Raw genomic sequence first — 25,564 nt, forward strand, 5'->3', positions numbered from 1 at the left:
TCCTCGGGGGATGCAGGGGTATGCGGTGGGGCGGTAGCGGCGGTTGCGGCGGTTTGGCCGGGATGGCGGCCTAGGACGCTGTGCCGCTCTCGATCTGGAGCGTGTCACCGACGGTCAGGTGGTCGTAGAGCCAGACCGCATCGCCGATGTTGAGCTCGATGTCACCGTGAGTGGCATTCGCTCTGCCGACATAGGGTTGCTGCCAAGGCGCGGCGTAGATGGCTGGTGCATGCGGACCGAAGTCGATGTAGTAGGAGACATGGACGTTGTAGTTGGTCCCGTCCACCGAGGAAATCGGCTCTGACTCCTTCTTGCCGACAACGGTGAAGGTCCCCGTCTTGGTCGGGTGCGCCGGAATGCCGGCCGTGATCGGCAGGGTCTTGACGACCTTGCCCTGTGCGTCGTGGACGGTCATTGTGTGCCGGCCCAGATCCACGATGGCACCGGCCGTCACGGCCGACGTGTTCGGCGTCGTGCTCCTCGTCGACGTCTGGACGCTGGACGCGGGCGGTGGGCCCGACACGTCGTGCCGCGAGCCGCCGGACGGCCGCAACGTCAGTCCCGCGGCGCCGGCGATCGCCAGGACCAGCACCGGTGCCACCGCCAGCGTCGCGGTGTGCCGCCGGCGCCGCTGGTCGCCCCGGGCCCGTACGCCGATCGGGGACCGGACCGCGGCCTCCTGCTCCAGGCGGGCCGCGCCGGCCGTCAGACGCTCGTCGAAGGTGCCGGGCACGTCGAAGTTCTCAGGCATAGGTGGACCTCTCGCTTCCGTTGTCGAGTGCCTTGTCGAGTGCCTTGCCGAGTCGCTGGTCGAGTCGCTGGTCGAGCCGCTGGTCGAGCACTGCCGTCAGCGGCAGGGCCGCCCGGCCGTCGGCATCCGGGTCGGCCAGCAGCGCCGCCAGGGCGGCGCGTCCTCGCGAAAGCCGTGCCTTGACCGTCCCGGTCGGAGCGCCGACCTCGGCGGCGACCTGTTCGACGGTCAGCCCGACGATGTGGAAGAGGACGATCGCCCGCCGCTGCTTCTCCGGGATCTGCCGGAGCGCGGCGACCAGCGCCACGGAGTCGGGGCTGTGCTCGGGGACGTCGCCGGGCGGTCCGTGCCGCCGGTGCGCGGCGACCCGCCGGACGGCCGAGCGCCACGCCGAGACCTTGATGCGATAGGCGACGACCCGGACCCAGGCGGCCGGGTCGTCCGTCTTCGACACGGTGTCCCAGCGCTGCCAGGCCCGGGCGTAGGCCTCCTGGACGGCGTCCTCGGCCTCCGAGGAGGCGTCCCCGAGCAGCGCGACGATCTGCGCCGTGACCCTGCGTACCGTGCCGAGATAGAACTCGTCGAAATCCTGCTCCGCTCCCACCGGTTCCCCTCACCATGGCCGTGACTGGCTTGTCAACCCACCACGACGCCGGCCGCGGAGCCGGGGTTGCATGTCTCTTTCAGGACGCGGCGCGCCAGCCGGGCGTGCGGCCGAGATGCAGCAAGACCTTGTCCAACACAGTAGCGCCCTCGGGGATGTCCAGCGCCGGGACGAACGCCGCGCCGTCGGCGGTCCGGTTGTCGCCGTTCGGCACCGCCAGCGTGATCCGCAACGCCGCCTCGTCCATCTCCGGCCGCAGCTCGAAGGGCAGGCCGAGGGTGACCGCGACGTCCCAGGCGTGCACGACGTAGTCGATGAAGTGGAACCCGATCGCCACCGGCGCCGGGAAGCGCGGCGGGACGATCGAGAACTCGGGCAGGTCGAACACAGTGTCCAGCTCATCGCCGAGCGCGGCGAACGCCGCCAGCACCACCTCCGACGCGGCGAGGTACTGCTGCACGGCATCGGCCCCGGCCAGCACGAACTCCCAGTGCTTCAGGTCGGCGCCGTCACCCCGCGCCGCCGCCGCGAAGCCATGGTGCTGCACGGTCATGTGGCCCAGCAGATCCGCGAGCGTCCACCCCGCACACGGAGTCTCCCGCCCCAGGTCCGTGACCTGCACCTGCCTGACGATGTCCATGCTGTCGCGCACCGCTCGTGCGTTCAGGTCCCTGATATCGGTCATGGGTCGATGATCCGCTGGCGTTGGCCCGCTGGTCCACTGGGGTTGGCGGAGGGGGTGTGAAATAGGCTTGACCGCATGAACCAGTTCGCCGCCTCCGGTCCTGTGCAGTTCGACGGCGCCGCCGTCACGGTTGTGGGGGCGAGGGTCGTCGGGTTGTCGGCTTCGGCGGCGCTGTTGGCGCGCGGGGCGCGGGTGACGTTGGTCGATCGGTATGACGACGAGGCCACCACCGCGCGGGCCGCGCAGGCTGCGGAGCAGGGGGCGACGTTGCGCCTGGGCGACGACGAGACGTTGCCGGCTGGGACCGAGTTGCTGGTCGTCAGTCCCGGGATGCCGCCGTCGGCGCCGATTGTGGCGGCTGCGCGCGAGGCCGGGGTGCCGATCTGGGGGGATGCGGAGCTGGCGTGGCGGCTGCGGGCGCCGTTGCCGGACGGGAGCTACGCGCCGTGGCTGGTCGTGACCGGGACCAACGGCAAGAGCACCACGGTGCGGATGGCCGAGTCGATGCTCAAGCAGGCCGGCAAGGGCGTCGTGGCGTGCGGCAACATCGGGTACCCGGTGCTGGACGCGGTGCTGCGGGGCCAGCCTGGCGGGGAGGCCGGGGAGCCGTTCGAGGTGCTGGTCATCGAGCTGTCGAGCTACCAGCTCTACTGGAGCTCGACGCTCAGCCCGCTGGCCTCGGTGGTCCTCAACATCGCGCCGGACCACATCGACTGGCACGGTTCCTACGCCGACTACGTCGCCGCCAAGGGCCGCGCGTACGAGAACTGCCAGGTCGCGGCCATCTACAACGCCGCCGACCTGGAGACGGTGCGGCTGGTGGAGGACGCCGAGGTCGTCGAGGGCTGCCGCGCGATCGGCTTCACGCTCGGCGCGCCGGGGCTGTCGATGCTCGGCGTGGTCGACGGGATCCTCGCCGACCGGGCCTTCATCCCCGACCGCCGGACCAACGCCGCGGAGCTCGGCACGGTCTACGACGTCGAGCCGCACGCCCCGCACAACATCGCGAACGCGCTGGCCGCCGCCGCCCTGGTGCGCGCCTATGGCGTGGAGCCGACGGCGGTCCGCGACGGCCTGCGCGAGTTCCGCCCCGAGCCGCACCGCATCGCATGGGTGGCGACGATCGACGGCGTGGACTTCGTCGACGACTCCAAGGCCACCAACCCGCACGCCGCCTCCGCCTCGATCGGCGCTTACGACCACGTGGTCTGGCTCGCCGGCGGCCTGGCCAAGGGTGCGGACTTCGACGACCTCGTCGAGCGGCACGCCAAGCGCCTGCGCGGCGCGATCCTGTTCGGCGCCGAACGCCACCTGGTCGCCGAGGCGCTGCGCCGCCGGGCACCGGACGTGCCGGTGGTGGACCTCGGCGGCCCGGGACCGGACCAGGCCGCCGCGGTGATGGCCGAGGCGGTGACGGCGGCGCGCGCGATGGCGGTGTCCGGCGACACCGTGCTGCTGGCGCCGGCGTGCGCTTCGATGGACATGTTCACGTCGTACGGGCAGCGCGGCGACGTGTTCGCGGAGGCGGTGCGCGCGGAGAAGGCGAAGGTTGCGGGGGAGGACGGCGCCTGAGATAGGCGGCGTGAAGCTGCTCGGCTACTGAGCAGCCTGCGTCAGGCGGCGCGCCCAGATCCCAGCGGACGCCGCAGCCAGGATCAGGTGCTCGGTCGGCGGATTCGGCCCGACCGGCAGCCGCAGGACGCCGAAAGCCAGCCTTCCGACACGCAGCAGCTCCGGCTGGCGCTCGGAATCGACGGGCTCGAAGACGAGGGCCACGCCGTCGCCGACCGACGGCGTCTTCGCCCGAGACCTGGTCGTCCTGGCCGGCCGCCTGGTCCCGCGCACCGGAGGGCTCATCGTCGCCGAGGGCACGCGCGCGGAGATCGAAGCCGCGGTGGCCTCCGATCCGTTCGTCGTCGGCGGTGTCGCGACGGTCGAGGTCATCGAGTTCGCGCCGACCTGGCAGCACCGACCTGGCAGCATCGACCTGGCAGCGCTGAACGCTGAGTACTAAAGCCCCGGCATCCTCCGGTCCCGGAAAGCCCTGGCGAACGCCGCCCCGGTCGGCGTCACGTCCGGATCGTCGGCGATCACCGCGTACAGCGCCTCGGCGGCGATGACGTCCCCGAGCGAGGCGTACAGCCCCGCCTTGTTCAGCAGCAGCGTGGTCCTGGTCTCCGGGTCCGGATCCCCGGCCATCCCGTTGTCCATCGCGATCAGCCGGTCCTGCGGATCCTCCAGCAGCAGCGACAGCTCCTTCCACGCCGGCGGGAAGCCGGGGAAGCGCTGCGTGATCCCGCGCAGGATGTGCTTCTTCTCCTCGCGGTTCTCCAGCCACTCCAGCTGCACGAACGCCCTGGAGAACCCCGGGTTCAGCTGCCCGGCGTGCTCCCGCCGCAGCATGTCCAGGGTGGTGCGGCAGGTGAAGAAGCCGCTCGGGGACAGCGACGCCACCCGCTCGTAGAGGTTCTGCGCCGCGCGCGAGTCACCGCGCATCAGGTGCGTGAACGCCGCGTCGTACGGCGGGTAGGGCCAGTCCGGCGCGAGCGCCGCCGCCCGGCCGAGCAGCGTCAGGGCCATGTCGTAGTCGCCGCGGGAGCCCGCGGAGCGGCCTTCGGCGTGCAGGCGGTGGGCCTCGGGCGGGATCTCGTAGCTCATGGGGAGCAAAGTATTCCGCTCGTAAGTTCGACGGTAGCCCTCTGATTCGGTGGTGCGTTAGGTGACAGCCCTGTGACAGCACCTCACGCGTGTCCGCCCCGCACGAACACCCCCGGCGTAATCCCGTACGCCCGCTTGAACCAGCGCGCCAGGTGCGCCTGGTCGGCGAAGCCGGTGGCCGCCGCGACGTCGGCGGGAGTGCTGCCGGAGACCAGGAGCGCGCGGGCGTGGCGCAGGCGCAGCTGCCGCTCGTAGTCGCTGGGCGACATCCCGAACTCGGCGGCGAAGGCCCGGTAGAGCGCGAACCTGCTGCATCCTGCGGCCTCGGCGAGCAGTTCCACCGACAACGTCTCGGGGTACGCCTCGCGCATCAAGTCTCGGGCACGGCGCGCCGCCAAACGCTGCGCGCCGTCGGCCAGGGTCCTGATACGCGGCGGCCGGGTCGCGCCGCGCAGGTGCGCGCCGAGGATGACCGCACGCAGGCGTTCGTCGCGGGCCAGCGGGCTGGCGTCGGCGGCGAGGGCGGCGTGGAGTCCGGCGATCGCGTCGGCCAGGCGGCGGTCGCCGAGGACCGGGGTGGTGAACAGCGGCAGGGGAGCGGCGGCGGCGAAAGGATCGGCGTGGCCGGCCAGGTCTGCGGCGTCGGCCAGCACCGCGCGCACGATCTGCGGCGACACGTGCACGATCCGATAGTGGTACCCGAGGTCGGCGGCGGCGCGGCCGTCGTGCGGGTCGTCCGGGTTCAGCGCCATGACCATGCCGGCGGCGCTGGTGTGCAGGGCCCCGCGGCAGTGGAACTGCTGGGCGCCGGCGTCGGTGACGCCGAAGGAGTAGGCGTCGTGCGAGTGCGGCGCGTAGACGTGGTCGCGGAACCGGGCGTGCATGGCTTCCAGGCCGCGCGCGTCGTCGCGCCAGTACTCGGCCCAGCCTCGGGTGCCCGCCATGCCCTCCATTGTGGCCCGTCAGCGCGCCGCGGCGGCCGCACGAGCGTTCAAGACCGAATAGTGGGACGCGGGCCAGGCTCGGCACATGGCAGCTCAACAACGGAACCCGTACCTGTTCCTCGCGGTGACCATGATGCTGTGGGGCGGAGCGTTCTCCAGTTCGGAAACGGTCGTCGACCACGTCCCGCACACCGTCGCGGCCACCCTGCGCTTCGGCGGCGGCGCCGTCGCGCTGCTCATCGCGGTGGCGCTGACCGGCCGACGGTCGGCGGTCCCGCGCCCGAAGGTCGGGCTACGAGCCTCGGTGCGCGCCTGCCTGGCCGGCGTCCTGGGCGTCTTCGCCTACAACGGCTTCTTCTTCTGGGGCCTCTCGCTCGCCCCGTCGTTGGACGGCGGGATCCTCATCCCGGTCATGAGCCCGGTGCTGACCTCCGGGTTCCTGCTGGTCACCGGACGTGAGAAGGCCTCGCCCCGGCGCTTGGTCGGCCTCACGCTGGGCCTCGCGGGCGCAGCGGTGTACCTGATCGCCGCGAACAGCGCGGGCGGGGCGGGCGGCGGATCGCACCGGCTGATGGGCGACCTCCTCTACGTCCTCAGCGCCGTGTCCTGGGCGGCGTTCACGCTCGCCGCGCCGAAGGTGCTGGCCGGGATCGAGCCGCTGACCGCGATGGCGTACGCGACGTGCACCGGCGCCGTGCTGCTGGCCCTGGTCGCGGCCCCGGACCTGGGCCGGGTGCAGTGGGGCGCGCTGCCGTCAGAGGTCTGGCTCAACGTCGCCTACCTGGCGATCGGCGCGACGGCGGTCGCCAACGTCCTGTACTACCGGGGCGTCGCCGCGGTCGGCCCGGCCAGCGCCTCGCTGATGATGTTCCTCGTCCCGGCGGTGAACACGACGTGCGCCACGCTCTTCCTCGGCGAGTCGTTCACGGCGTTGCAGGCGGCCGGGGCCGTCGTGTTGCTGGTCGGTGCGGCGCTCGCGGGACGTGCGCGGATCAGCCTTCGGCGACGGCGACCGACCCAGGGGCCCGACACCCGACCTCAAGCTGACACCCCGCCCCGCCTCAAGCTGACACCTCGTCCGGCGCCCGCTGGCTACCCTAAGGACCATGAGTGAACAGGCCGCGGGCGCGCCGGCGTCGCCGTTGAAGAACGCCGTGCGGGCGCTGCGGGCCCGTCGTGACGTCCTGAAGTCCCTGTTCGACCTCGAACTCACGTCCTACTACCTGCTGCTCGGGGCCGTCCTGCTGCTGCTCGGCATCGGGCTGCTGGAGGTGTTCTCGGCCTCCAGTGTCAACAACCTGGTCAACGGCCGGCCGATGCTCTCCTCGATCAGCAACCAGGCGGTGTCGGCGGTGCTGGGGCTGGCGCTGATGTGGGGGGCGTCGCGGCTGCCGCCGAGGGTCTACCGGGCCATGGCCTACCCCGCGCTGGTCGGGACCGTGCTGTTGTTGCTGCTGGTGCTGGCCATCGGCTCCTCGCACAACGGCAACAAGAACTGGCTGTACATCGGGCCGCAGCCGGTGCAGCCGAGCGAGTTCGCCAAGCTCGCGCTGGTGCTGTGGGGCGCGGACCTGCTGGTGCGCAAGGAGAAACTGCTCACCACCTGGGACCACCTGCTGGTGCCGCTGGTCCCGGGGGCCGTGGTGATCATCGCCCTGGTGATGATGGGCGGGGACATGGGGACCTCGATAATCATCGTCGCCATCGTCTTCTGCCTGCTGTTCACCGCCGGTGCGCCGGGGCGGCTGTTCTCGATCCTGCTGTGCTCGGCCGTGGGGCTGGCGACGCTCGCCATCCTGATACGGCCTTCGCGCGTGCGGCGCTTCACCAACTTCCTCAGCCCCGAGAACGACCCCGGCGGCACCGGCTACCAGGCCATCCACGCGTTCCAGGCGCTGGCCAGCGGCGGCTGGTTCGGGGAGGGGCTGGGCGCCAGCAAGCAGCGCTGGGGGCAGCTGCCGGAGGTGCAGACCGACATGATCTTCGCGATCATCGGCGAGGAGCTGGGGCTGATCGGTGCGCTGACCGTGCTCGCGCTGTTCCTGACGCTCGCCTACGCCGGTATCCGGTTGGCGCTGCGCACCACGGATCCGTTCGTGCGGCTGGTGTCGGCCTCGGTCACGGTGTGGCTGGCCGCGCAGATGATGATCAACCTGGGGGCGGTGACCGGCGTGCTGCCGATCGCGGGCGTGCCGTTGCCCTTCGTCTCCTATGGCGGGTCGTCGCTGTTGCCTTCGTTGACGGCGGTGGGGATGCTCATGTCCTTTGCCAGAAGGCGTCCGGAGCCGTTGGCCCCGGCTGCGGTCGAGGGTGCGGCCGAGGGTGCGCCGGCCACCGTGCGCGATCAGGCCGTCACCGCAGCACGTCCGGATTCGGCCCCCGCCGACCGATAGGGTGGCCGGGTGCATGTGGTCATCGCCGGCGGCGGCAGCGCCGGGCATATCGAACCCGCCCTGAACACCGCGGACGCCCTGCGGCGCGCCGACCCCTCGATCGGCATCACGATGCTCGGCACCGAGAAGGGCTTGGACACCAAGCTCATCCCGGCCCGCGGGTACGAGCTGCGGCTGATCCCGGCGGTCCCGTTGCCGCGCAAGCCGTCCGCGGCGCTGCTGACGCTGCCCTCGCGGCTGCTCGGGACCGTCAAGGCCGCGCAGGACGTGATCATGGAGGTCGACGCGGACGTGGTCATCGGCTTCGGCGGCTACGTCGCGCTCCCGGCGTATCTGGCCGCGCGCCGCGCCAAGCGCCCGATCGTGGTGCACGAGGCCAACATCCGCCCCGGCCTGGCCAACCGCGTCGGCGCCAAGTTCACCGACCACGTGCTCACCGGCAACCCGGCGGTCCCGATGCCCGGCGGCGTCTGCGTCGGCATGCCGCTGCGGCCGGCCATCACCGGCCTGGACCGCGCGGCCGTGCGCGACGAGGCCCGCCGGTCCTTCGGCCTGGACCCCGACCGCCCGACGCTGCTGGTCACCGGCGGCTCGCAGGGCGCGCGGCGGCTGAACGACACGATGGTCGCCTCGGTGAAGATGCTGCACGACGCCGGGATCCAGGTGCTGCACTCCTACGGCGACAAGAACTCGGTGTCGATACAGCAGGATCCTGCGGGGCCGCCCTACGTGGCGCGGCCGTACGTGGACCGGATGGACCTCGCCTACGCGGCCGCCGACCTGGCGATGACCCGCAGCGGGATGATGACGTGCAGCGAGCTGGCGGCGGTCGGGCTGCCGTCGGTGTACGTGCCGCTGCCGGTGGGCAACGGCGAGCAGCGCCTGAACGCGGGGCCGGTGGTCGAGGCCGGCGGCGGGCTGCTGATCGACGACTCCGCGCTGACGCCGGAGTGGTTCGCCGCGAACGTGGTGCCGCTGCTGCTCGACAGCGCGCGGCTGGCCACGATGAGCGCGGCGGCGCGGCGGTTCGGGATCCGGGACGCGGACGAGAAGATCGTCGACCTGGTGTTCGCGGCGGCGGGGGTGAAGCGGCCGGGGGCTGCTGGTGCCGGGGCTGTGCCGAGCGTCAAGGCCGAGCCGAGCACTGTGGCTGAGGCCAAGACCGAGCAGGCTGCCGCAGCGGCGCCGGGCACCGAGACCGAGCCGAGTGCCACTACTGCGCCGAGCACCAAGCCGGAGACCGCGCCGACTGCTGCGGCCGAGCCGAGTGCCGAAACCGAGCCCGAGGCCGAAACCGAGCCCGAGACCGAAACCGCCTCGCAGGCAGGTGAGCGCTGATGACCGCCCAGGACCCGAGCCCGGCGACCGAACCGGCCGCCCGCCGCGCCCCGCGCTTCCCCGCTCCCGCCGAAGTCGTCCCGGCCGCCGAACTCGGCCGCATCCACCTCGTCGGCATCGGCGGCGTCGGCATGGCCCCGCTGGCGCGCGCGATGCTCGGCCGCGGCCTCCCGCTCAGCGGCAGTGACATCAAGGACTCCGCGACCGTCGCCGAACTGCGGGCCCTCGGCGCGACCATCGCCATCGGGCAGGCGCCGGAGAACCTGGACGGGGTCGACACCGTCGTGGTCTCCACCGACATCCCGGTGGACAACGTCGAGGTCGTCGAGGCGAAGGTGCGCGGGCTGCGCGTCCTGCACCGAGCGTCCGCGCTGGCCGCGTTGATGCCCGGGTACCGCTCCGTGGCCATCGCCGGCACCCACGGCAAGACCACCACCAGCTCGATGGTGACCGTCGCGCTGCGGCACGCGGGCCTGGACCCGAGCTTCGTCATCGGCGGCGAGATCGGCACCACCGGCGAGTCCGGGCACGCCGGCTCCGGCGACGTGCTCATCGCCGAGGCCGACGAGTCCGACGGCACCTTCACGCACTACCGGCCGGACATCTCGGTCATCACCAACATCGAGCTCGACCACCCCGACCACTTCGCCGACGTGGTGCAGGTCCGGGCCGAGTTCCAGGACTTCGCCGACCGGCTGGAGCCCGGCGGCACGCTGGTCTGCTACGCCGACGACCCCGACGCCCGCGCCATCGCCGACCGGACCGCCGCGCGCGGTGTCCGGGTGCTGACCTACGGCGTCGGCGAGGACGTCGACATCCGCGTCACCGAGGTCGGCACCGCCGGCGGCTACCCCACCTTCAAGCTGGTGACGGCCGCCGAGACGCTCGGCCCGATCACCCTGTCCATCCCCGCGCGGCACAACGCCCTCAACGCCGCGGCGGCGTTCGGCGTGGCACTGGCGCTGGTCGTGGACATCAAGCCGTACCTGGAGGGCGTCGCAGGGTTCAGCGGCGCGCGGCGGCGGATGCAGCTGCTCGGCGAGGCCTCGGGCGTGAAGGTCTACGACGACTACGGCCACCACCCGACCGAGATCGCCTCGGTGCTGTCGGCGGCGCGCGAGCTGGCGGGGGAGGGGCGCGTCATCGCCGCCTTCCAGCCGCACCGGTACTTCCGCACCAACACCTTCCTGCACGAGTTCGGCCCGGCGCTCGGCGGCGCCGACGTGGTCGTGGTGCTGGACGTGTACGCGCACGGCGAGAAGCCGATCCCCGGCGTCGGCGGCGACGTGATCGCGGCCGAGACCGGGCTCCCGGCCGAGGCCAGCGTGTTCGAGCCGGACTTCGACCGGGTGCCGCAGCGGCTCGCCGAGCTGGCGGGGCCCGGGGACCTGGTGGTGACGGTCGGGGCCGGTGACGTGACCGAGATCGGTCCGCGGCTGCTGAAACTGCTGGCGTAGCGGTACGAGCGAACGGCGAAAGGGCGTCCCGGTTCGGGGCGCCCTTTCGCCATGCCATGCCTCACGGCGGCCTCATGCCATGGAGACTAGTTGCGAAGTGACTAGTCTCCATGCGACTATATTCGGCATGACAGCCATCAAGAACGCCATCGTCATCGGCGGCGGCATCGCCGGCCCCGTCACCGCTCTCGCCCTGGCCAAGGCTGGGATCCAGGCCACCGTGTACGAGGCCCACGCCCTCACCGACCGCTCCGGCGCCATGCTCACCGTCGCCCCGAACGGCCTGGCCGCCCTGGAAACCGTGGGCCTGCGCGCCGCGGTCGAAGCCGTCGGCAATCCGCTGCACGCCATGGTCATGGAGAAGGGCAACGGCAGAACCCTGATGCGCGTGCCCTCGCTGCCGGACCTGCCGCCGAGCCGCGTCCTGTACCGCGCCGACCTCTTCGACGCCATCCGCACCGGCGCCAAGGAGCAGGGCGTCACCGTCCACGACGGCAAGCGCCTGACCGGCGTCCAGGAGCACCCCGACGGCATCACGGCGCGCTTCGACGACGGCACCACCGTCACCACCGCTACCGCCGACCTGCTGATCGGCGCCGACGGCATCCGCTCCACCGTGCGCACCCTCATCGACCCGAACGCCCCGGCGCCGGAGTACACCGGCCTGATGAGCTTCGGCTTCGGCGACCTCACCGGCGCCTTCACCCCCGGCGACATCGCCGAGATGCACTTCGCCTTCGGCAAGCACTCCTTCTACGGCTACTGGACGCACCCGGACGGATCAGACGTCTTCTTCAGCAACCACCCGCAGGACGCGCCGATGACCCTGGCCGAGGCGCGCGCCGTGCCGAAGTCCGAGTGGCTCGCGAAGCTGCGCGCGGCGCACGCCGACGACCAGCCCGGCAACCGCCTGTTCCAGGCGACCGACGAGGACGCGATGATGCTGACCGGCCCGATGGAACGCATGCCGAGGCTCCCGCACTGGTCGCGCGGCCGGATGGTGCTGGTCGGCGACGCGGCGCACGCGCCGTCGTCGAGCTCCGGCCAGGGCGCGTCGCTCGCGCTGGAGAGCGCGATCGAGCTGGCGCGGTGCCTGCGGGACATCGACGATGTGCAGGCGTCGCTCGGGAAGTACGAAAGCCTGCGGCGCCCGCGCGTGGAGGCGATTTCGGAGCAGGCGGCGAAGACGAACAACGGGAAGACGGCCGGGCCGGTCGCGAAGTTCATGTTCGGGGTGATGATGCCGATCGCGGCACGGACATTTCTGCAGCCGGAGAAGATGTTCGGGCCGGTGCACCGGTTTCGGGTGGAGTGGGACGAGACCGTGGTCGTGTGACGGCGGCCGGAAGCCTTCCGTGGGTACGAAAGCAAACCGGGCCGGTGCCTTGAAAAGGCACCGGCCCGGTTCTCGTGCGTTTAGCTCAGAATCGCAGTTCTTTGAGAAGCCTTAGCGCCTCAGAACGCGGAGAGCCCGTTCGGTGTACCCAACCCCGTCGGGCCGTCGTAGCCGACCACCGCGTTGCACTGGTAGTCGCCGCCGCAGCCCTGGAAGATGCCGTTCGTGCCGCCGACCACGTCGTTCAGTCCCGCCTGCGCAGCTGGTGCGTAGAACGCGGAGGCGTCGGCGTACTTCGCCGGGTTGCCGGCGAGGCCGATGACGCCCGCGATGAACGGCGAGGAGGCGCTGGTGCCGCCGACGACGTTCCAGCCGGAGGGCAGGCCCTGCAGGTCGGCGGTGTCGGTGACGTAGATCGCCGGGCCGGTCTGGGGGTCGGCGTCGGCGGAGACGTCGGCGACCATGCGTCCGGGGCAGTTCGGGTCGCTCTGCCAGGCCGGCTTGTCGACCCAGGCCGAGCAGCCGCTGCCGGCGCCGTACCATGCCTTCTCGGACCAGCCGCGGGCGCTGGAGTCCTTGGTCAGCGAGGTGCCGCCGACCGAGATGACGGAGGAGAACACGGCCGGTTCGGCGGGGATGCCGTAGCCGCTGTCGCCGGAGGACGCCACGATCGCGACGCCGGGGTGCGTGTAGTACGCGGCGTCGCTCGGGGTGATGCTGGATTCGGTGGCGCCGTAGCTGTTGGAGACCTCGGTGGCGCCGAGCTTGACCGCGGTGTTCACCGACAGGCCGAGGTCGGTGCCGGTGGGCTGGTCGGCTTCGACCAGCAGGATCTTGCACTGCGGGCAGGCGGCCGAGACCATGTCGAGGTCCAGCGCCTCCTCCACGCCCCAGCCGACGTCGGCCGGCAACGGGGTGGCGGCGCCGCGCTCGTTCACCTTGGTGAAGCAGCCGTTGGCGGTGGTGCACGCGGGCAGGCCGTAGGTGGTGCGGTAGACCGCGAGGTCGGCTTCGGCGGTCGGGTCGTCTCCGGCGTCGACGATCGCAACGGTCTGGTTCGCGCCGCCGGTGGTCGGCAGGTTGTACGCGGAGTGCAGGTCTGCCGGACCGAAGCCCGCCGGAGCGGCGGCGGCCGCGGCCACCCGGCCGGCGGTGCCCGGGGTGCGGCCGATGTGCGCGGGCTCGTGGATGTCGGTGCGGATCTGCGCGAAGCACCGGTCGAAACCGGGCTTCGCCGCGCCGCAGACGTTCTTCACGTTGCTGGCGGCCGCGGGGTGCGCGGCGCCGGTGGCGCTCGCCGGGGCGACCGCTGTCGCGATCGTGCCGATGGCCAGCACGGCGGCCCCGAGCACACCCAGCAACCGGCGGTTTGCTATTCGACTCATAACCCTGATTCCCCTCAGCCGATGGTGTAGGCGTTGGCGACGGTCTGCGTGATGGACCCGCCGAGTGCGTCGGTGGCGGTCACCTTCAGCCAGGGCGTGCTGCCCTTGGCGCCGTTCTTCCACAGCGCGACGAAGTGGTTCTGGCCGGCCGGGATCACCGAGGCCGGGGTCCAGGTCGCGCCCTTGTCATAGGACACGGACACCGTGGCGCAGGTGGCTGCGGCGTTGGAACCGGCCGCGTTGTAGGACTGGTGGCCGACGGTCAGCAGCAGCGCCGCCAGCGGGCCGTGGGTGCTGTTGGTGGCGTCGGTGGCCAGCTGGTAGTTCAGGTTGATGACCGGCAGGACCGAGCACGGCGTGGTGCCGGTGCCCTGCGCCTGGCAGAAGTCACCGCTCGGCAGCGTCCACTTCGGGTCCGGCGTCGGGGTGTAGGGCACGGTGACGTCGGTGTGCGTGGCCGTGGACTGCGTGATCGGGAACTGGCTCAGGTCCAGGTCGAACACCATGCGGTACTTGCCCGCGGTCTGCGCCTGGCCGGTGAGCTCGGCGCCGGAGGTGTTGTCCTGGGAGAAGACCTGGCTGCCGTCGCGGTAGATGCTCAGGTGGCCGGTGGCCGGGCCGAACAGCTGGACGTCGGTGTCCGGGTTGCCGTCCACGACCGGGTTCAGGCTCAGATCGACGGTGCCGCCGTCGGCGCAGGCGCGGCAGCCGGTGACGTCCTTGTACTGCCCGACCTGCGCGGTCAGCGGCCCGTGGCCCCAGGTCCGCCACACCTCGGTCTTGCCCTGGTAGAGCGGGCCGTCCTGGCCCAGGAGCAGCGCGCCGGGGAAGCCCGTCGTGGGTCCGGGCAGCGAGGTGATGAAGTCGCCCAGCCACGACTGGTCGCCGACCGGCTGGCCGATGTACGTGGTCAGATGCTCCGGCACCGGGATGACGTGCCCGATCTGGAACCCGCCGGTCTCCGGGGAGTAGGCGCCCATCATGAACTCGCCCTGGCGCGCCGACTCGCCGGCGTCGGTGTCGACCGCGTTGTGCATCGTGGTCAGCTTCGAGCCGTCGACCGCGTAGGTCTGGTTCGCGTCGACGTGGTCGGTGACGGGGAACATCGCGTCGTACCGGTACGGGTCGCCCTTGGTCCCGGCCGGGCTCTCGCCGCCCCAGGCCTGCAACTGGAACGTGAACTTGCCGACCTGCGCCGCGCCGGTCGGGCTGAGGAAGATCGGCCCGCCGTTGTCGAGGACGCCCAGGGTCGCGGACACGCCGTTGGCGTCGGTCCGGGAGAAGTTCTGGTCGCTGAAGTCGGCCACGGCGGTCTTCGGCGTGGTCATCGCGGTCTGCGCGGTCGCCGTGCGCTCGTCGGCGTTCAGCGTGCTGACCCCGCCGGCGGCGACGGTCACGTCGAGCTGCGTGACGATGTGCAGGGTCGAGATCTGGGTGGTGGTGTTGTAGTCGGCGAAGATGGTGACCGCCGAGTAGTGCCCGACCGGCACCGCGACCCGCCCGAGGCCTCCGGCCACCGGGATCGGCTGGTTGAACTTGGTGACGTCGTCGGTGTTGGTCAGGAACGTCGAGGCGTCCGTGGGCTTCCCGTCCAGCCCCAGCGCGTTGACCTGCAGGATGTCCAGCGGATAGTGCGGCGTCGCGGCGGGCGCGGCGGCGCTGCTCAGCGCCGGTATCTGATACTGCGTCAGCTGCGCCGGGTGGGCCAGGACCGAGTCCGGGATGACGTAGGTGTGGTGCGGGTCCGGCGCGTAGCGCACGGCCGGGACGGTGCGGCCGTCCGGCGACTGCACGACGACGGTCGCGGCCGGGCCGCTGCCGGAGACCAGGACGCGGTCGCCGTTGGGCAGCAGCGTGCTCTGGATCGCGGCCAGAGTCGGGTTCGGGGACGTCGGGCCGGTGGCGGTCGTCGGCGGCGCGGTCGCCGCGGCGGCTCCCGCGGCGGTGGCCAGGCCCAGGGCCAAGGCCGCCGCCAGGGTCGGGACACGGCGGGTACGTGCTAGCACAAGCGGTTCCTCCAGATCGTCGGACGGCTCCGGCGCGCGGATTCGGGCACCACGCGCGGTGCCTTGTGCTCTCGCGAACTATCGACGACACGGAGATGTGATCTGGTTGTAAGTGTCCTGAAATTCGTTCACTGATTTAATGGATTCGAGACGGTCTCTGCCGAAATCCGGGGCGCGGCATACGGCGGAGTCGCTACCGTGCAGCGGTGACTTCCGACGCGCCGGCTCCTGCCGGCCCCCTGAGAACCGCTGATGATCTCCTGGCCGACGGGCACCTCGCCGGGGTGGTCCGGCACCTGCGCGTGGAGGGTGACGCGCTGACCCTGCCGGACTTCGTGCGGGTCCTGCGTGACGTCGCGCGCGGTATGGGGTTCGAGGAGATGGTGGCCACCGCCGACCGGGCGCTTGCGGCCCTGGCCGATGCCGATGCCGATGCCGATACCGATGCCGATGCCGAAGCCGAAGCCGCCGCGGAAGCCGGAACCGAGGAACTGGCCCTCGCGCTCTACGAGTTCGGCTACGAGTGCGTCGAGCACGGCATCGCGTACCTGGCCGTCCGGCCGCTGCGCGAGGCGGCCGAGCGTGCGCCCGGCGTCATGCAGATCCGCACCGAGCTGGCCGCCGCCTGCGAGCGGTCCTGGCAGCACCGCGAGGCGATGGCCGCGCTGCTCGGCTTTGACGGCGACCTGCCCTGGCTGGCGCGCTACCAGGTGGCGTTCAACGGGCTGCTGGCCGGTGATCTGCCCGCCGCCGAGCAGGAGTTCGCCGCGCTGCCCGAGCCCGAGGGCGAGGACCGCAAGGAGCTCGGGCTGCTGCGCGAGAAGGTGCGCGCGATGCTGGTCCGGGCGGCCGCGGTCGCCGGCACCGAGGGCGGGCTCGGGCCGAAGGACCTGCGCGGCTGGCAGTTCGCGCTCACCGGCGGCGTCCTGCTGACCGTCTCGCCCTACGGCTACGACGCCGGCATGACGGGCCGCTGGGCCATGGTCGGCGACTCCTACCAGGCCTGCGCCGAGGCGCTGCGCCGGCTCGGCGTGGTGCTGGCGGCGAGGGGGCTGAAGCCGCAGACCGTTTCGCTGCTGCCGGACCGGGACAGCGAGATCATGGGCCTGGCGGCGGCGCGGTTCTTCGACCTGCCGGCCGTGCCGTTCGAGCCGGACCGTGCCGACACCCTGGTCGTCGCGTACGACCTCAACGCCGCTGAGCCGCAGATCCTGGCTGCGCTGCGGGAGCGCGAGCCGGGCCAGATCCTGTTCGAGCGCGCGACGGACTGGACCGATCCGCCGCTGGCCGCCGCGGACGCCATCGGCTTCCTGCGCCAGGCGGTGCGCGAGCCGTGGGGGTCCGCCTACCGCATGGTTGACGGCGAGGTGGTCGAGACCGAGCCCGACGCGCGGCCGGTCGAGGAGATCGCCGCCGAACTGGCTGCGACCGAGCCGGTCGACGACGCCGGCGACGGGCAGACGCCGCCGGACCCGGACTCGGTGTTGGAGGCGTTCGTCGCAGTGGTCGGCGACAGCTGGCTGAGTGCGCGCCGGGAGTACATCGGCTCGCCGGGGCCGGTGCCGAGCTCGCGGTTCCTCTGATTCCGGTGTCCCGGACCCGGTTCAGTTGATTCGGACAGCAATCGGGCAGCAAGAAGCCCGGCCACTCCTCGCCTCAGGTGGCCGGGCGGTCCAGGGGTTCGGTCAGCTCTTCTTGGAGCTGCTGGAACTGGACGGGCTCTTCGTCGACGAGCTGCTGGAGGCGGGTGTCGAGGTCGCGCTGACGGTCTCGGCGAACGGGCTCGAGTACGCGGTCTCGGGTCCCTCCCGGTCCTGCGGATGCAGGATGCGCAGGTTGTAGGAGCTGGCCGTCTCCATCTTCACCGGAAAGGAGAACTTGTTGCTCTTGTCGGTGAAGGTCGTGTAGGCCAGCGTGCTCCAGGCCGGGGAGGCGTTCGCCGAGGTCGGCGTCTGCTGCCGCTGGAGCCGGATCTTCGTGCCCGGCTTCGCGCCCTTGACCTCGCCGGACACCGTGAACACGGTGTCGTCGGCGGGCTTGCCGTTGTCGGACTTCGCGGTGATGGTGATGGCCGTCGCCGAGGACGAGCTCGACGAACCCGACGGGCTCGGCGAGGCCGCCGGCGCCGGCACGGCAGCGGCGGCGATCGGCTTGGAGTCCGCCGAGTTCGCCGGAGCCGCCGACGAACCGAGCGTCGAGACCGCGACGCCGCCGAGCGCCAGGGCACCGACGGCCGCGGTCACCACGGCCCCCTGCTTCTTCTGCTTGGACGTGAGTGCCATGGCTCGATCTGACGCCAGGCGCCGTCGCGTCGCATGCGGCGCGGTCCGAATGGGTGTCAGCCCTGCTGCTTCCAGAACGCGGCCGGCAGCGCCTCGATCTCCACGACCGCCTGGTCCAGATCGGCGGCGATCGGCAGCAGCGCCGCGAGCGCCGGATCCCCGCCGCCGGCGATGCGCCGGATCGCGTCGGCGTTGAGCCGGGCCCGGCCGACGACGGCGGTTCCGAAGGCGGTCCGGTCGCTGTCGTATCCGTAGGCGTCCAGCAGCAGGTGCAGCCGCCGGGACCGGTCGTCGAACGCGGTGAAGCCCTGCCGCTCGACGACCCGGCGGGCGTGCAGCGGGACCCACGTCAGGGCCGTGTAGGCGAGGTCGAGCTCGCGGGAGGAGGGGCCGGCGGTGTCCCAGTCGACGAAGCCGACCAGGCCGTCGTCGCTCCAGACGGCGTTGTAGGGGGAGGCGTCGTGATGGCCGACGACCAGGCCCGGCCGCCAGGGCCGTCCGGAGAACCAGACCGCGTCCGGCTCCGGGACGTAGTCGGCGGTCGCGTCGTGGAGCCGCCGCAGCCAGGCGCCGGTCTGCCGGAGGGCGTCGTCGGTGTGGGCCCACGTCGGCCAGGGGTGCTGTTCGCCGACGGTGTCGCCCTGCAGGAAGGTCAGGACCTCCCGGCCCTGCTCGTCATGCCCGAGCACGCGCGGCGCGCCTTCGAAACCGGCGGACTCCAGATGCCGCAGAACGCTGTGTACCGCAGGTGTCCAGACGTTCGACTGACGGTGCACCGTGTCGCCGACGCGCACCCCGCCGACGTGCCTGCCGCCGGGCAGGCGCTGTTCTTCCCCGTGTTCGCTCACACCGGTCGTTCTACCGCCCTTCGTCTCGAAGGGCACCCGAATATCCGTTCTTCCGGCAGGTGTCGCAAAACCGCTGAACTAGCGCAACTCGGGACGAATACTAATGAACAAGAAATCCGCCGAGAATCCCAAAACCCCTTCGTTTCCATCGGGACTGGATCCAGAAACCAGCGCCCCCAGATCTACCAAAGGCGGCCACGCTGACGGAAGGCATGGTCCCCATCTGCGAAACTGGAGCCCATGAACGCCACCGAAGCCGGCCACCCGCGGGTCAGCAGGGTATTGGTCGAGCGCTACCTCGACCGGCTGCGGCGCCGGCGCCGGTGGCGGCGGCTCTCGGTGACGATCACCGTCTTCCTCGCGCTGCTGACCCTGACCGGGTACTCGATCCTGTGGCACACCAAGGTCTTCGACGTCCGGTCGACGTCCGTCTCCGGCGTCAAAGTGCTGACCAAGCAACAGATCCTGGCCGCCGCCGCCATCCCCGCGCACACCCCGGTCGCGTCGGTGGACACCTCGGCGGTCAAGGCGCGGCTGATGGCGCTCCCGCGGGTGAAGGACGCGTGGGTCGAGCGCTCGCTGCCGCACACGATCGACATCGGCGTCGTGGAGCGGACCCCGGCCGCGGCGTTGCCGCAGGCCGACGGTTCCTACCAGATCGTGGACGCGGACGGCGTGGCCTTCGACACAGCAGCCACCGCCTCGGCGATCCCGGCGCACCTCGCGGTCATCCACCTGGAGCAGTTCGCCGATCCGGCGGTGAATGACCGCGCGGCGACCGTGGCCGGCGCGCTGGCGGCTCTTCGGGCTCTGCCGGCCCCGGTGCGCTCCCGGGTGCTCACCGTCTCGGCGACCGGGCCTTACGCCATCACCGTGACGTTGACGGCGTCCACGGCCAAACAGAAATCGGTGACGGTTCTCTGGGGCGGACCGGACCAGCCGGATCTCAAGGCACGGATACTGGCGGGGCTGATCGGGAATGGCGCGGCGCACTATGACGTGAGTGCTCCCGCAGCTCCGGCGTATTCGTGAGCGTTCGAATCCCGGCCCGCCGATCGGCTAAGATCTGGCGGGCTATCGAACAACATACGTATTCCCCTCATCGGATCCACACGGATCAGGCGGGGTCGTCGGACAACGCTGAGAAGTAAAACCTGCCGACAGTTTCGGCGTGTTCGTTGAACCTCACAGGTCGCGGGACCTAATGTCCTGTAAAGACTTCACAGTCGCACGACCCCGCCGTGTCCCCGGCCGGTGTGGGCGGGACTAAGGTGATCAACGAGATCACCGGATACCACGGAGAGGCCGTCGGACGTGGCAGCACCGCAGAATTACCTGGCCGTCATCAAGGTCGCCGGCATCGGCGGCGGCGGCGTGAACGCCATCAACCGGATGATCGAGGTCGGTCTGAAGGGCGTCGAGTTCATCGCCGTCAACACCGACGCCCAGGCTCTGCTGATGAGTGACGCCGACGTCAAGCTGGACGTCGGCCGCGAGCTCACCCGCGGGCTCGGTGCCGGCGCCAACCCCGACGTGGGCCGCAAGGCGGCCGAGGACCACGCCGAGGAGATCGAGGAGGTCCTCAAGGGCGCGGACATGGTGTTCGTCACCGCCGGCGAGGGCGGCGGCACGGGCACCGGCGGGGCCCCGGTGGTGGCCCGGATCGCCCGCGAGCTCGGCGCGCTGACCATCGGTGTGGTGACCCGGCCGTTCACCTTCGAGGGCCGGCGCCGGGCGAACCAGGCCGAGGACGGCATCGCGGCGCTGCGCGAGGAAGTCGACACCCTGATCGTCATCCCCAACGACCGGCTGCTGTCGATCTCGGACAAGAACGTCTCGGTGCTGGACGCGTTCAAGGCCGCCGACCAGGTGCTGCTCTCCGGGGTCCAGGGCATCACCGACCTGATCACCACCCCGGGGCTTATCAACCTGGACTTCGCCGACGTGAAGTCGGTGATGAGCGAGGCCGGCTCGGCGCTGATGGGCATCGGCTCGGCCCGCGGCGACGACCGCGCGGTGGCCGCGGCCGAGATGGCGATCTCCTCGCCGCTGCTGGAGGCCTCCATCGACGGCGCCCGCGGCGTGCTGCTGAGCATCTCCGGCGGCTCCGACCTCGGCCTGTTCGAGATCAACGAGGCGGCGCAGCTGGTCAGCGAGGCCGCGCACCCCGAGGCGAACATCATCTTCGGCGCGGTCATCGACGACGGCCTGGGCGACGAGGTCCGGGTCACGGTCATCGCGGCCGGCTTCGACGGCGGCGAGCCGGCCAAGCGCCGCACCACCGGGCACGCCGCGGCGAACTCCCCGTTCCGGGACGAGACCAGCGTCCGCGACGGCATGCGCGAGCAGGTGCTCGGCACGCTGCCCAAGCCGACCGACAACGTCCCGCTCCCGGCGCACGACCCGATGGCCGACACGCAGAACGTCCCGGTGATCCCGGTACAGCCGGCGCCGTCGGCGGCCGACGAGCTCGACATCCCCGACTTCCTGAAGTAGGAGCGGGTTCTTCCGTGGCGATATGGCAGCACACCGGTCCGGAAGGTGAGGGCGGCACGGCCCGCTTCGCCTTCTCCGACCGCTGGGGCGGGGTCTCCAAGGCCCCTTACACCGCGACCAACCTCGGCGGGCACGTCGGCGACGACCCCGAGGCGGTCGCCGCCAACCGTTCCCTGGTGGCCTTCGAGCTGGGGTTCACCGACCCCGGGAACGTCGTGTACATGAACCAGATCCACGGCGCGGACGTGGCCTACGCCGCCGCGCAGTGGCAGGGCCGGGCCCCGGACGTGGACGCGCTGGTCACCGACCGCCGGCATCTGGCGCTGGCGGTGCTGGTCGCGGACTGCGTGCCGGTGCTGCTGGCGGACACCCAGGCCGGGGTGGTCGCCGGGGCGCACGCCGGACGTCCCGGGATGAAGGCCGGGGTGGTGCCGGCCGCGATCGAGCGCATGGTCGCCCTGGGCGCGGCGCCGGAGCGGATCATCGCGGTCACCGGCCCCTCGGTGTGCGGGCTCTGCTACGAGGTGCCCGAGCGGATGCGCGCGGACGTGGCCGAGAAGGTGCCGGCCAGCTACACGGTCACCCGCCAGGGGACGCCTGGCCTGGACGTCGCCGAGGGCGTGTGGGCGCAGCTGGAGGCGGCCGGGATCGACCTGAAGACGTCGGTGCGGCTGCGGGTGTGCACGCAGGAGTCCGAGGACTACTACTCCTTTCGCGGCGAGGGGACGACCGGCCGGTTCGCCGGGTTCGTCTGGCTGGACTGAGCGATGTCCGACGGTCGAGCACAGAATTCCGAACGACGGGTACAGATTTCCCAACGACGAGTACAGATCGCCGAGAACCTGGCCGCGGTGCGCGAGGACATCGCCGCCGCGGCCCGCAAGGCGGACCGCGACCCTTCCGAGGTTTCCCTGATCGCGGTGACCAAGACCTACCCGGCCTCCGATGTCCGGATCCTGGCCGAACTCGGGGTCCTGGACGTCGGCGAGAACCGGGACCAGGAGGCCGCGCCGAAGGCGCGGGAGACCACGGGCCTGGGTCTGCGGTGGCACTTCATCGGCCAGCTGCAGACCAACAAGGCCGCCTCAGTGGCCGAATACTCCTCCTTCGTGCACTCGGTGGACCGCCTCCGGCTGGTCGGCGCGCTGTCCAGGGGGGCTGTCCGGTATGACAAAGAATTGACATGTTTGGTGCAGGTCGACCTGGGTAACGCAGAGCCCATGGATGACAACGCGGCCCGGGGCGGAGTGGTTCCCGCACAGGTGCCGGAACTGGCCGACGCGATCGCCGCGGCGCCCGGTTTGAGGCTCGGGGGACTGATGGCGGTGGCGCCGTTGGACGCCGAGCCGGGACCGGCCTTCGAGCGGTTGTCCGTGCTGGCTATGCGGTTGCGATCGACCCACCCTTCGGCCACCATGATCTCGGCGGGGATGAGTGGGGATCTGGGCGAAGCGGTGGCGGCGGGCGCGACACACGTCCGCATCGGCAGCGCGATACTCGGTATCAGACGGTGATTCCGGTAACGTCGCATCTATCGAACATCGGATACGACGACCGCACGTCTGCGCCACACCTCATCGACCGCGATCGGGAAACCTGCGCGGCACCTTTTTTCGTTGACAGTTGCAAGACAGCCGTAACAGGCCCAGTCCGGAGGCGAACACCATGGCCGGCATGATGCGCAGAGCAGCGGTCTACCTCGGGCTCACTGACGAACAGCGGTTCGAGGACGAGCGGTACTACGACGATTACGAGGACGAGTACGAGACGGAGCCCGCCGAGCCCGCGGCGGCCCCGGACGCCGCGCACCGCGAGCCGGACGCCGGCTCCGGCGGCGCGCTCGTCGTCGCGCAGAACGACCGCCGCGCTTTCGCGGCGCCTTCCAATGTCACGGTGATGCCGGACCGCTCCGAGCGGTCCTCGCGAGCCGACCGAGCCGAGAGAGGTGGACCGGTGATGTACAGCGTCCCGACGGACCGGTCGGCGGACCGCGAAGCGTCCTACCGCATCACGACGCTGCATCCGCGCACCTACAACGAGGCGCGCACGATCGGCGAGCACTTCCGGGAGGGCGTCCCGGTGATCATGAACCTGACCGAGATGGAGGACGCCGACGCCAAGCGCCTGGTGGACTTCGCGGCCGGGCTGATCTTCGGCCTGCGCGGGAACATGGAGCGGGTGACGCAGAAGGTGTTCCTGCTGTCGCCTGCTAATGTCGACGTGACGGCCGAGGACAAGGCCCGGATCGCCGAGGGCGGCTTCTTCAACCAGAGCTGACGCCGCCGGACCTTCGGCGGTCAGACTTCGGGTCCGGCGGCGTCCCGCGGCGGTGAGATGAACCGTACGCGGCGGGGCGCCGGCGTAGGTGGGAAGGGGAGTGCGCTATGAGCGTTGTGGGGGCGTTGCTCCTGTGGGTGCTCTACCTCTTCGCGCTGTGCTTGATCATCCGCCTGATCATCGGCTGGGTTTTGGTATTCGCCCGGTCATGGGAGCCGCGTGGTGTCATGCTGGTCGTCGTGGAGACGGCGTACACGGTCACAGATCCCCCTCTGAAGCTGTTGCGGCGGTACATCCCGCCGTTGCGGCTCGGCGGGATGGGGTTTGACGTGGCGTTCATGATCCTCGTGATCATCGTCTTACTGCTGATCCGGGTCGCGGCTACGCTGTGACCGGGTAATGTCTGTGCGAATGCCGACGACCACGCCACGCCTGAGGTGAATGAAAGATGCCGTTGACTCCCGAGGACGTCCACAACAAGCAGTTCACGACCGTACGCCTGCGTGAGGGCTACGACGAGGAAGAGGTGGACGCCTTCCTCGACGAGGTCGAGGCCGAGCTGACCCGCCTGATCCGCGAGAACGAAGAGCTGCGGGCCAAACTGGCCGCCGCCACCCGCGCCGCGGCCAGCGCCGCCGCCGCGCCCGTGCCGATGCGGCGGGAGCCGACCCCGATACCCGCGCCCGCGCCGCCGGTCCCGGCACCCCTGCCGGCCCCGCTGCCCGCGCCCCTGCCGGTGCCGCAGGCCCCGCAGTTCCAGGCCCCCGGCGGCGACTCCGCCGCCCGCGTCCTGGCCCTGGCCCAGCAGACCGCCGACCAGGCGATCGCCGAGGCCCGCAACGAGGCCAACAAGATCGTCGGCGAGGCCCGCGGCCGGGCCGACGGCCTGGAGCGCGAGGCGCGCGGCAAGGCCGACGCCCTGGAGCGGGACGCGCAGGAGAAGCACCGCGTGGCGATGGGCTCGCTGGAGACCGCCCGCGCCGCCCTGGAGCGCAAGGTCGACGACCTGCGCGCCTTCGAGCGCGAGTACCGGCAGCGGCTCAAGTCCTACCTGGACGGCCAGATGCGCCAGCTGGAGGCCTCCGGCGGCGACGACAACATCGCCTCCAACATGGGCGCCTCGATGGGCGGCCGTCCGCAGCTGAGCGCCACCGGTCTGTCGGCCCCGCCGCCGGCCCCCTCGGCGCCGCCGATGCCGATGCAGGCCTCGCTGCCCCCGGGCATGCCGCCGGCGCCCTCGCCGGTCGGCGCGGGTATGAACGGCGGGACGGGCTCGTACCAGAGCGGCTCGACCGGCTCCTTCCAGGGCGGCTCGACCGGCTCCTTCCAGAGCCAGGGCAACAACGGCACCAACGCCGCGGCGCTGACGCAGACCATGGCGCCGATCCGCCCGCAGATGCCCTCGCCGATGCCGCCGCAGTCGATGGGCGGCGGGCAGCAGCCCCCGTTCATGGGCCAGGGCAATGGTCTGGGCCAGCCCTCGGTGCCCTCGCAGCCCTCGCCGATGCGCGGCTTCCTCATCGACGAGGACCCCGACGCCTGACGGCCCGCCGCAGGCAGCCCGGGCCCACCGGGAGCACGCTGTGCTGATCTGAAATCGGCACTCACACAATGACGTGGCGTCACAAGCCCCGCCTCCCGATTCGGGAGGCGGGGCTCGGCGTTTGCCGGGAGTTGGCTCGGCGTTGGTAGGGAGTTTCCCTTAAGGGTCGTCCGGTGAGGCTTCAGTCCAGACCGAGCGAGAACGCCGCCTCCAGGTCCATGGCGCTGTAGGTCCGGAACGACACGTGCGTGACCGTGTGGCTGACCCCGGCCACCTTGTTCACGCCGCCCGGGATCACGTCGGCGAGCTGTTCGTGCTCGCGCACGCGCACCATGGCGATCAGGTCGTACTCGCCGGTGACCGAGTACACCTCGCTGACGCCGGGCAGCTGGGAGATCTTCTCGGCGACCTCGGGGATGGCGTCCACGTCGGACTTGATGAGGACGATGGCAGTGATCACAGCGGCTCCTTTTGACGGGACTCTCCCGGGACTCCTCTAGCGATGGTATTGGCCGTACGGATCCTCCGGGTCGGCGGAGCGGTAGTCCGGCGCCAGAGGGG

General features: G+C 71.3%; 23 protein-coding genes and 2 pseudogenes. 14 read left to right on the top strand and 11 right to left on the bottom strand.

From position 1 onward, the window contains the following. Window positions 1–70: 70 nt before the first annotated feature. From GWK61_RS33740 to GWK61_RS33750, 3 genes and pseudogenes are all read right to left on the bottom strand, one after another. A complete protein-coding gene (locus GWK61_RS33740; RefSeq protein ID WP_194915745.1) occupies window positions 71–751 on the bottom strand; it encodes a L,D-transpeptidase in 681 nt (226 codons plus the stop codon). Between the two features lie 118 nt (window positions 752–869). Continuing rightward, window positions 870–1,355: pseudogene (locus GWK61_RS33745) on the bottom strand (SigE family RNA polymerase sigma factor); the annotation flags it as partial. A gap of 79 nt (window positions 1,356–1,434) precedes the next feature. Then, on the bottom strand, window positions 1,435–2,040 hold the full coding sequence (locus GWK61_RS33750) for a TIGR03086 family metal-binding protein (RefSeq protein WP_194915747.1): 606 nt from the start codon (window positions 2,038–2,040) through the stop codon (window positions 1,435–1,437). A 75-nt stretch (window positions 2,041–2,115) separates the two neighbouring features. On the opposite strand from GWK61_RS33750, the gene murD reads away from it, so the two are divergent. Further along, window positions 2,116–3,612 (top strand): UDP-N-acetylmuramoyl-L-alanine--D-glutamate ligase, encoded by a 1,497-nt coding sequence (gene murD, locus GWK61_RS33755; protein ID WP_194915748.1) that lies wholly within the window; start codon window positions 2,116–2,118, stop codon window positions 3,610–3,612. A gap of 24 nt (window positions 3,613–3,636) precedes the next feature. On the opposite strand, the gene GWK61_RS33760 is transcribed toward murD, so the two are convergent. From GWK61_RS33760 to GWK61_RS33770, 3 genes are all read right to left on the bottom strand, one after another. Next, the gene (locus tag GWK61_RS33760; RefSeq protein WP_194915749.1) at window positions 3,637–3,885 is read right to left on the bottom strand and encodes a hypothetical protein; all 249 of its coding nucleotides are present in this window, start codon (window positions 3,883–3,885) and stop codon (window positions 3,637–3,639) included. 165 nt (window positions 3,886–4,050) lie between these two features. Further along, complete coding sequence (locus GWK61_RS33765; protein ID WP_194915750.1) at window positions 4,051–4,698, bottom strand: hypothetical protein; 648 nt, start codon at window positions 4,696–4,698, stop codon at window positions 4,051–4,053. A gap of 83 nt (window positions 4,699–4,781) precedes the next feature. Continuing rightward, a complete protein-coding gene (locus GWK61_RS33770; protein WP_194915751.1) occupies window positions 4,782–5,642 on the bottom strand; it encodes an AraC family transcriptional regulator in 861 nt (286 codons plus the stop codon). 85 nt (window positions 5,643–5,727) lie between these two features. Here GWK61_RS33770 and GWK61_RS33775 point away from each other — a divergent pair, with 85 nt between their 5' ends. The 5 genes and pseudogenes from GWK61_RS33775 to GWK61_RS33795 all read left to right on the top strand — a co-directional run bounded on the left by GWK61_RS33775 (window position 5,728) and on the right by GWK61_RS33795 (window position 12,166). Next, window positions 5,728–6,756: a DMT family transporter gene (locus GWK61_RS33775; RefSeq protein ID WP_228563382.1), complete on the top strand. Its 1,029-nt coding sequence runs from the start codon at window positions 5,728–5,730 to the stop codon at window positions 6,754–6,756. Further along, window positions 6,749–8,035 (top strand): putative lipid II flippase FtsW, encoded by a 1,287-nt coding sequence (gene ftsW / locus GWK61_RS33780; RefSeq protein WP_194915752.1) that lies wholly within the window; start codon window positions 6,749–6,751, stop codon window positions 8,033–8,035. The genes GWK61_RS33775 and ftsW overlap by 8 nt, the downstream gene beginning before the upstream one ends. Window positions 8,036–8,044: 9 nt before the next feature. After that, a pseudogene (gene murG / locus GWK61_RS33785) lies at window positions 8,045–9,127 on the top strand (undecaprenyldiphospho-muramoylpentapeptide beta-N-acetylglucosaminyltransferase); the annotation flags it as partial. A gap of 245 nt (window positions 9,128–9,372) precedes the next feature. Continuing rightward, the gene (gene murC / locus GWK61_RS33790) at window positions 9,373–10,830 is read left to right on the top strand and encodes a UDP-N-acetylmuramate--L-alanine ligase (protein WP_194915754.1); all 1,458 of its coding nucleotides are present in this window, start codon (window positions 9,373–9,375) and stop codon (window positions 10,828–10,830) included. A 127-nt stretch (window positions 10,831–10,957) separates the two neighbouring features. Next, complete coding sequence (locus GWK61_RS33795; protein ID WP_194915755.1) at window positions 10,958–12,166, top strand: FAD-dependent oxidoreductase; 1,209 nt, start codon at window positions 10,958–10,960, stop codon at window positions 12,164–12,166. A 119-nt stretch (window positions 12,167–12,285) separates the two neighbouring features. Here the strand turns inward: GWK61_RS33795 and GWK61_RS33800 are convergent, their stop codons facing one another. Together GWK61_RS33800 and GWK61_RS33805 are read right to left on the bottom strand one after the other, a co-directional pair. After that, a complete protein-coding gene (locus tag GWK61_RS33800) occupies window positions 12,286–13,551 on the bottom strand; it encodes a S53 family peptidase (RefSeq protein ID WP_194915756.1) in 1,266 nt (421 codons plus the stop codon). A gap of 14 nt (window positions 13,552–13,565) precedes the next feature. Beyond that, window positions 13,566–15,557, bottom strand: coding sequence for a hypothetical protein (locus GWK61_RS33805; RefSeq protein WP_194915757.1), 1,992 nt, complete (start codon window positions 15,555–15,557; stop codon window positions 13,566–13,568). A gap of 206 nt (window positions 15,558–15,763) precedes the next feature. On the opposite strand from GWK61_RS33805, the gene GWK61_RS33810 reads away from it, so the two are divergent. Beyond that, the gene (locus GWK61_RS33810) at window positions 15,764–17,140 is read left to right on the top strand and encodes a hypothetical protein (protein WP_194915758.1); all 1,377 of its coding nucleotides are present in this window, start codon (window positions 15,764–15,766) and stop codon (window positions 17,138–17,140) included. Window positions 17,141–17,242: 102 nt separating this feature from the next. Here the strand turns inward: GWK61_RS33810 and GWK61_RS33815 are convergent, their stop codons facing one another. Then, window positions 17,243–17,839, bottom strand: coding sequence for a hypothetical protein (locus tag GWK61_RS33815; RefSeq protein ID WP_194915759.1), 597 nt, complete (start codon window positions 17,837–17,839; stop codon window positions 17,243–17,245). A 56-nt stretch (window positions 17,840–17,895) separates the two neighbouring features. Further along, window positions 17,896–18,687, bottom strand: a complete 792-nt coding sequence (locus tag GWK61_RS59970) for a phosphotransferase (protein WP_323747875.1) — start codon at window positions 18,685–18,687, stop codon at window positions 17,896–17,898. Between the two features lie 240 nt (window positions 18,688–18,927). Here GWK61_RS59970 and GWK61_RS33825 point away from each other — a divergent pair, with 240 nt between their 5' ends. The 7 genes from GWK61_RS33825 to GWK61_RS33855 all read left to right on the top strand — a co-directional run bounded on the left by GWK61_RS33825 (window position 18,928) and on the right by GWK61_RS33855 (window position 25,003). After that, entirely contained in the window at window positions 18,928–19,719 is a 792-nt protein-coding gene (locus GWK61_RS33825) for a cell division protein FtsQ/DivIB (protein ID WP_194915760.1), read from the top strand. Between the two features lie 282 nt (window positions 19,720–20,001). Further along, on the top strand, window positions 20,002–21,183 hold the full coding sequence (gene ftsZ, locus GWK61_RS33830; protein ID WP_194915761.1) for a cell division protein FtsZ: 1,182 nt from the start codon (window positions 20,002–20,004) through the stop codon (window positions 21,181–21,183). A gap of 14 nt (window positions 21,184–21,197) precedes the next feature. Beyond that, window positions 21,198–21,947, top strand: coding sequence for a peptidoglycan editing factor PgeF (pgeF, locus tag GWK61_RS33835; RefSeq protein WP_194915762.1), 750 nt, complete (start codon window positions 21,198–21,200; stop codon window positions 21,945–21,947). A 3-nt stretch (window positions 21,948–21,950) separates the two neighbouring features. After that, entirely contained in the window at window positions 21,951–22,697 is a 747-nt protein-coding gene (locus GWK61_RS33840) for a YggS family pyridoxal phosphate-dependent enzyme (protein WP_194915763.1), read from the top strand. 151 nt (window positions 22,698–22,848) lie between these two features. Beyond that, window positions 22,849–23,460 (top strand): cell division protein SepF, encoded by a 612-nt coding sequence (locus GWK61_RS59975; RefSeq protein ID WP_194915764.1) that lies wholly within the window; start codon window positions 22,849–22,851, stop codon window positions 23,458–23,460. A 107-nt stretch (window positions 23,461–23,567) separates the two neighbouring features. Beyond that, a complete protein-coding gene (locus GWK61_RS33850) occupies window positions 23,568–23,852 on the top strand; it encodes a YggT family protein (RefSeq protein WP_015794684.1) in 285 nt (94 codons plus the stop codon). 56 nt (window positions 23,853–23,908) lie between these two features. Continuing rightward, entirely contained in the window at window positions 23,909–25,003 is a 1,095-nt protein-coding gene (locus GWK61_RS33855) for a DivIVA domain-containing protein (RefSeq protein ID WP_194915765.1), read from the top strand. Window positions 25,004–25,184: 181 nt separating this feature from the next. Here GWK61_RS33855 and GWK61_RS33860 read toward each other — a convergent pair whose 3' ends face one another. After that, window positions 25,185–25,463, bottom strand: coding sequence for an Lrp/AsnC family transcriptional regulator (locus GWK61_RS33860; protein ID WP_194915766.1), 279 nt, complete (start codon window positions 25,461–25,463; stop codon window positions 25,185–25,187). Window positions 25,464–25,564 lie beyond the last annotated feature (101 nt).

This window comes from Catenulispora rubra (genome assembly GCF_015356825.1).
Taxonomy (GTDB): Bacteria; Actinomycetota; Actinomycetes; order Streptomycetales; family Catenulisporaceae; genus Catenulispora; species Catenulispora rubra.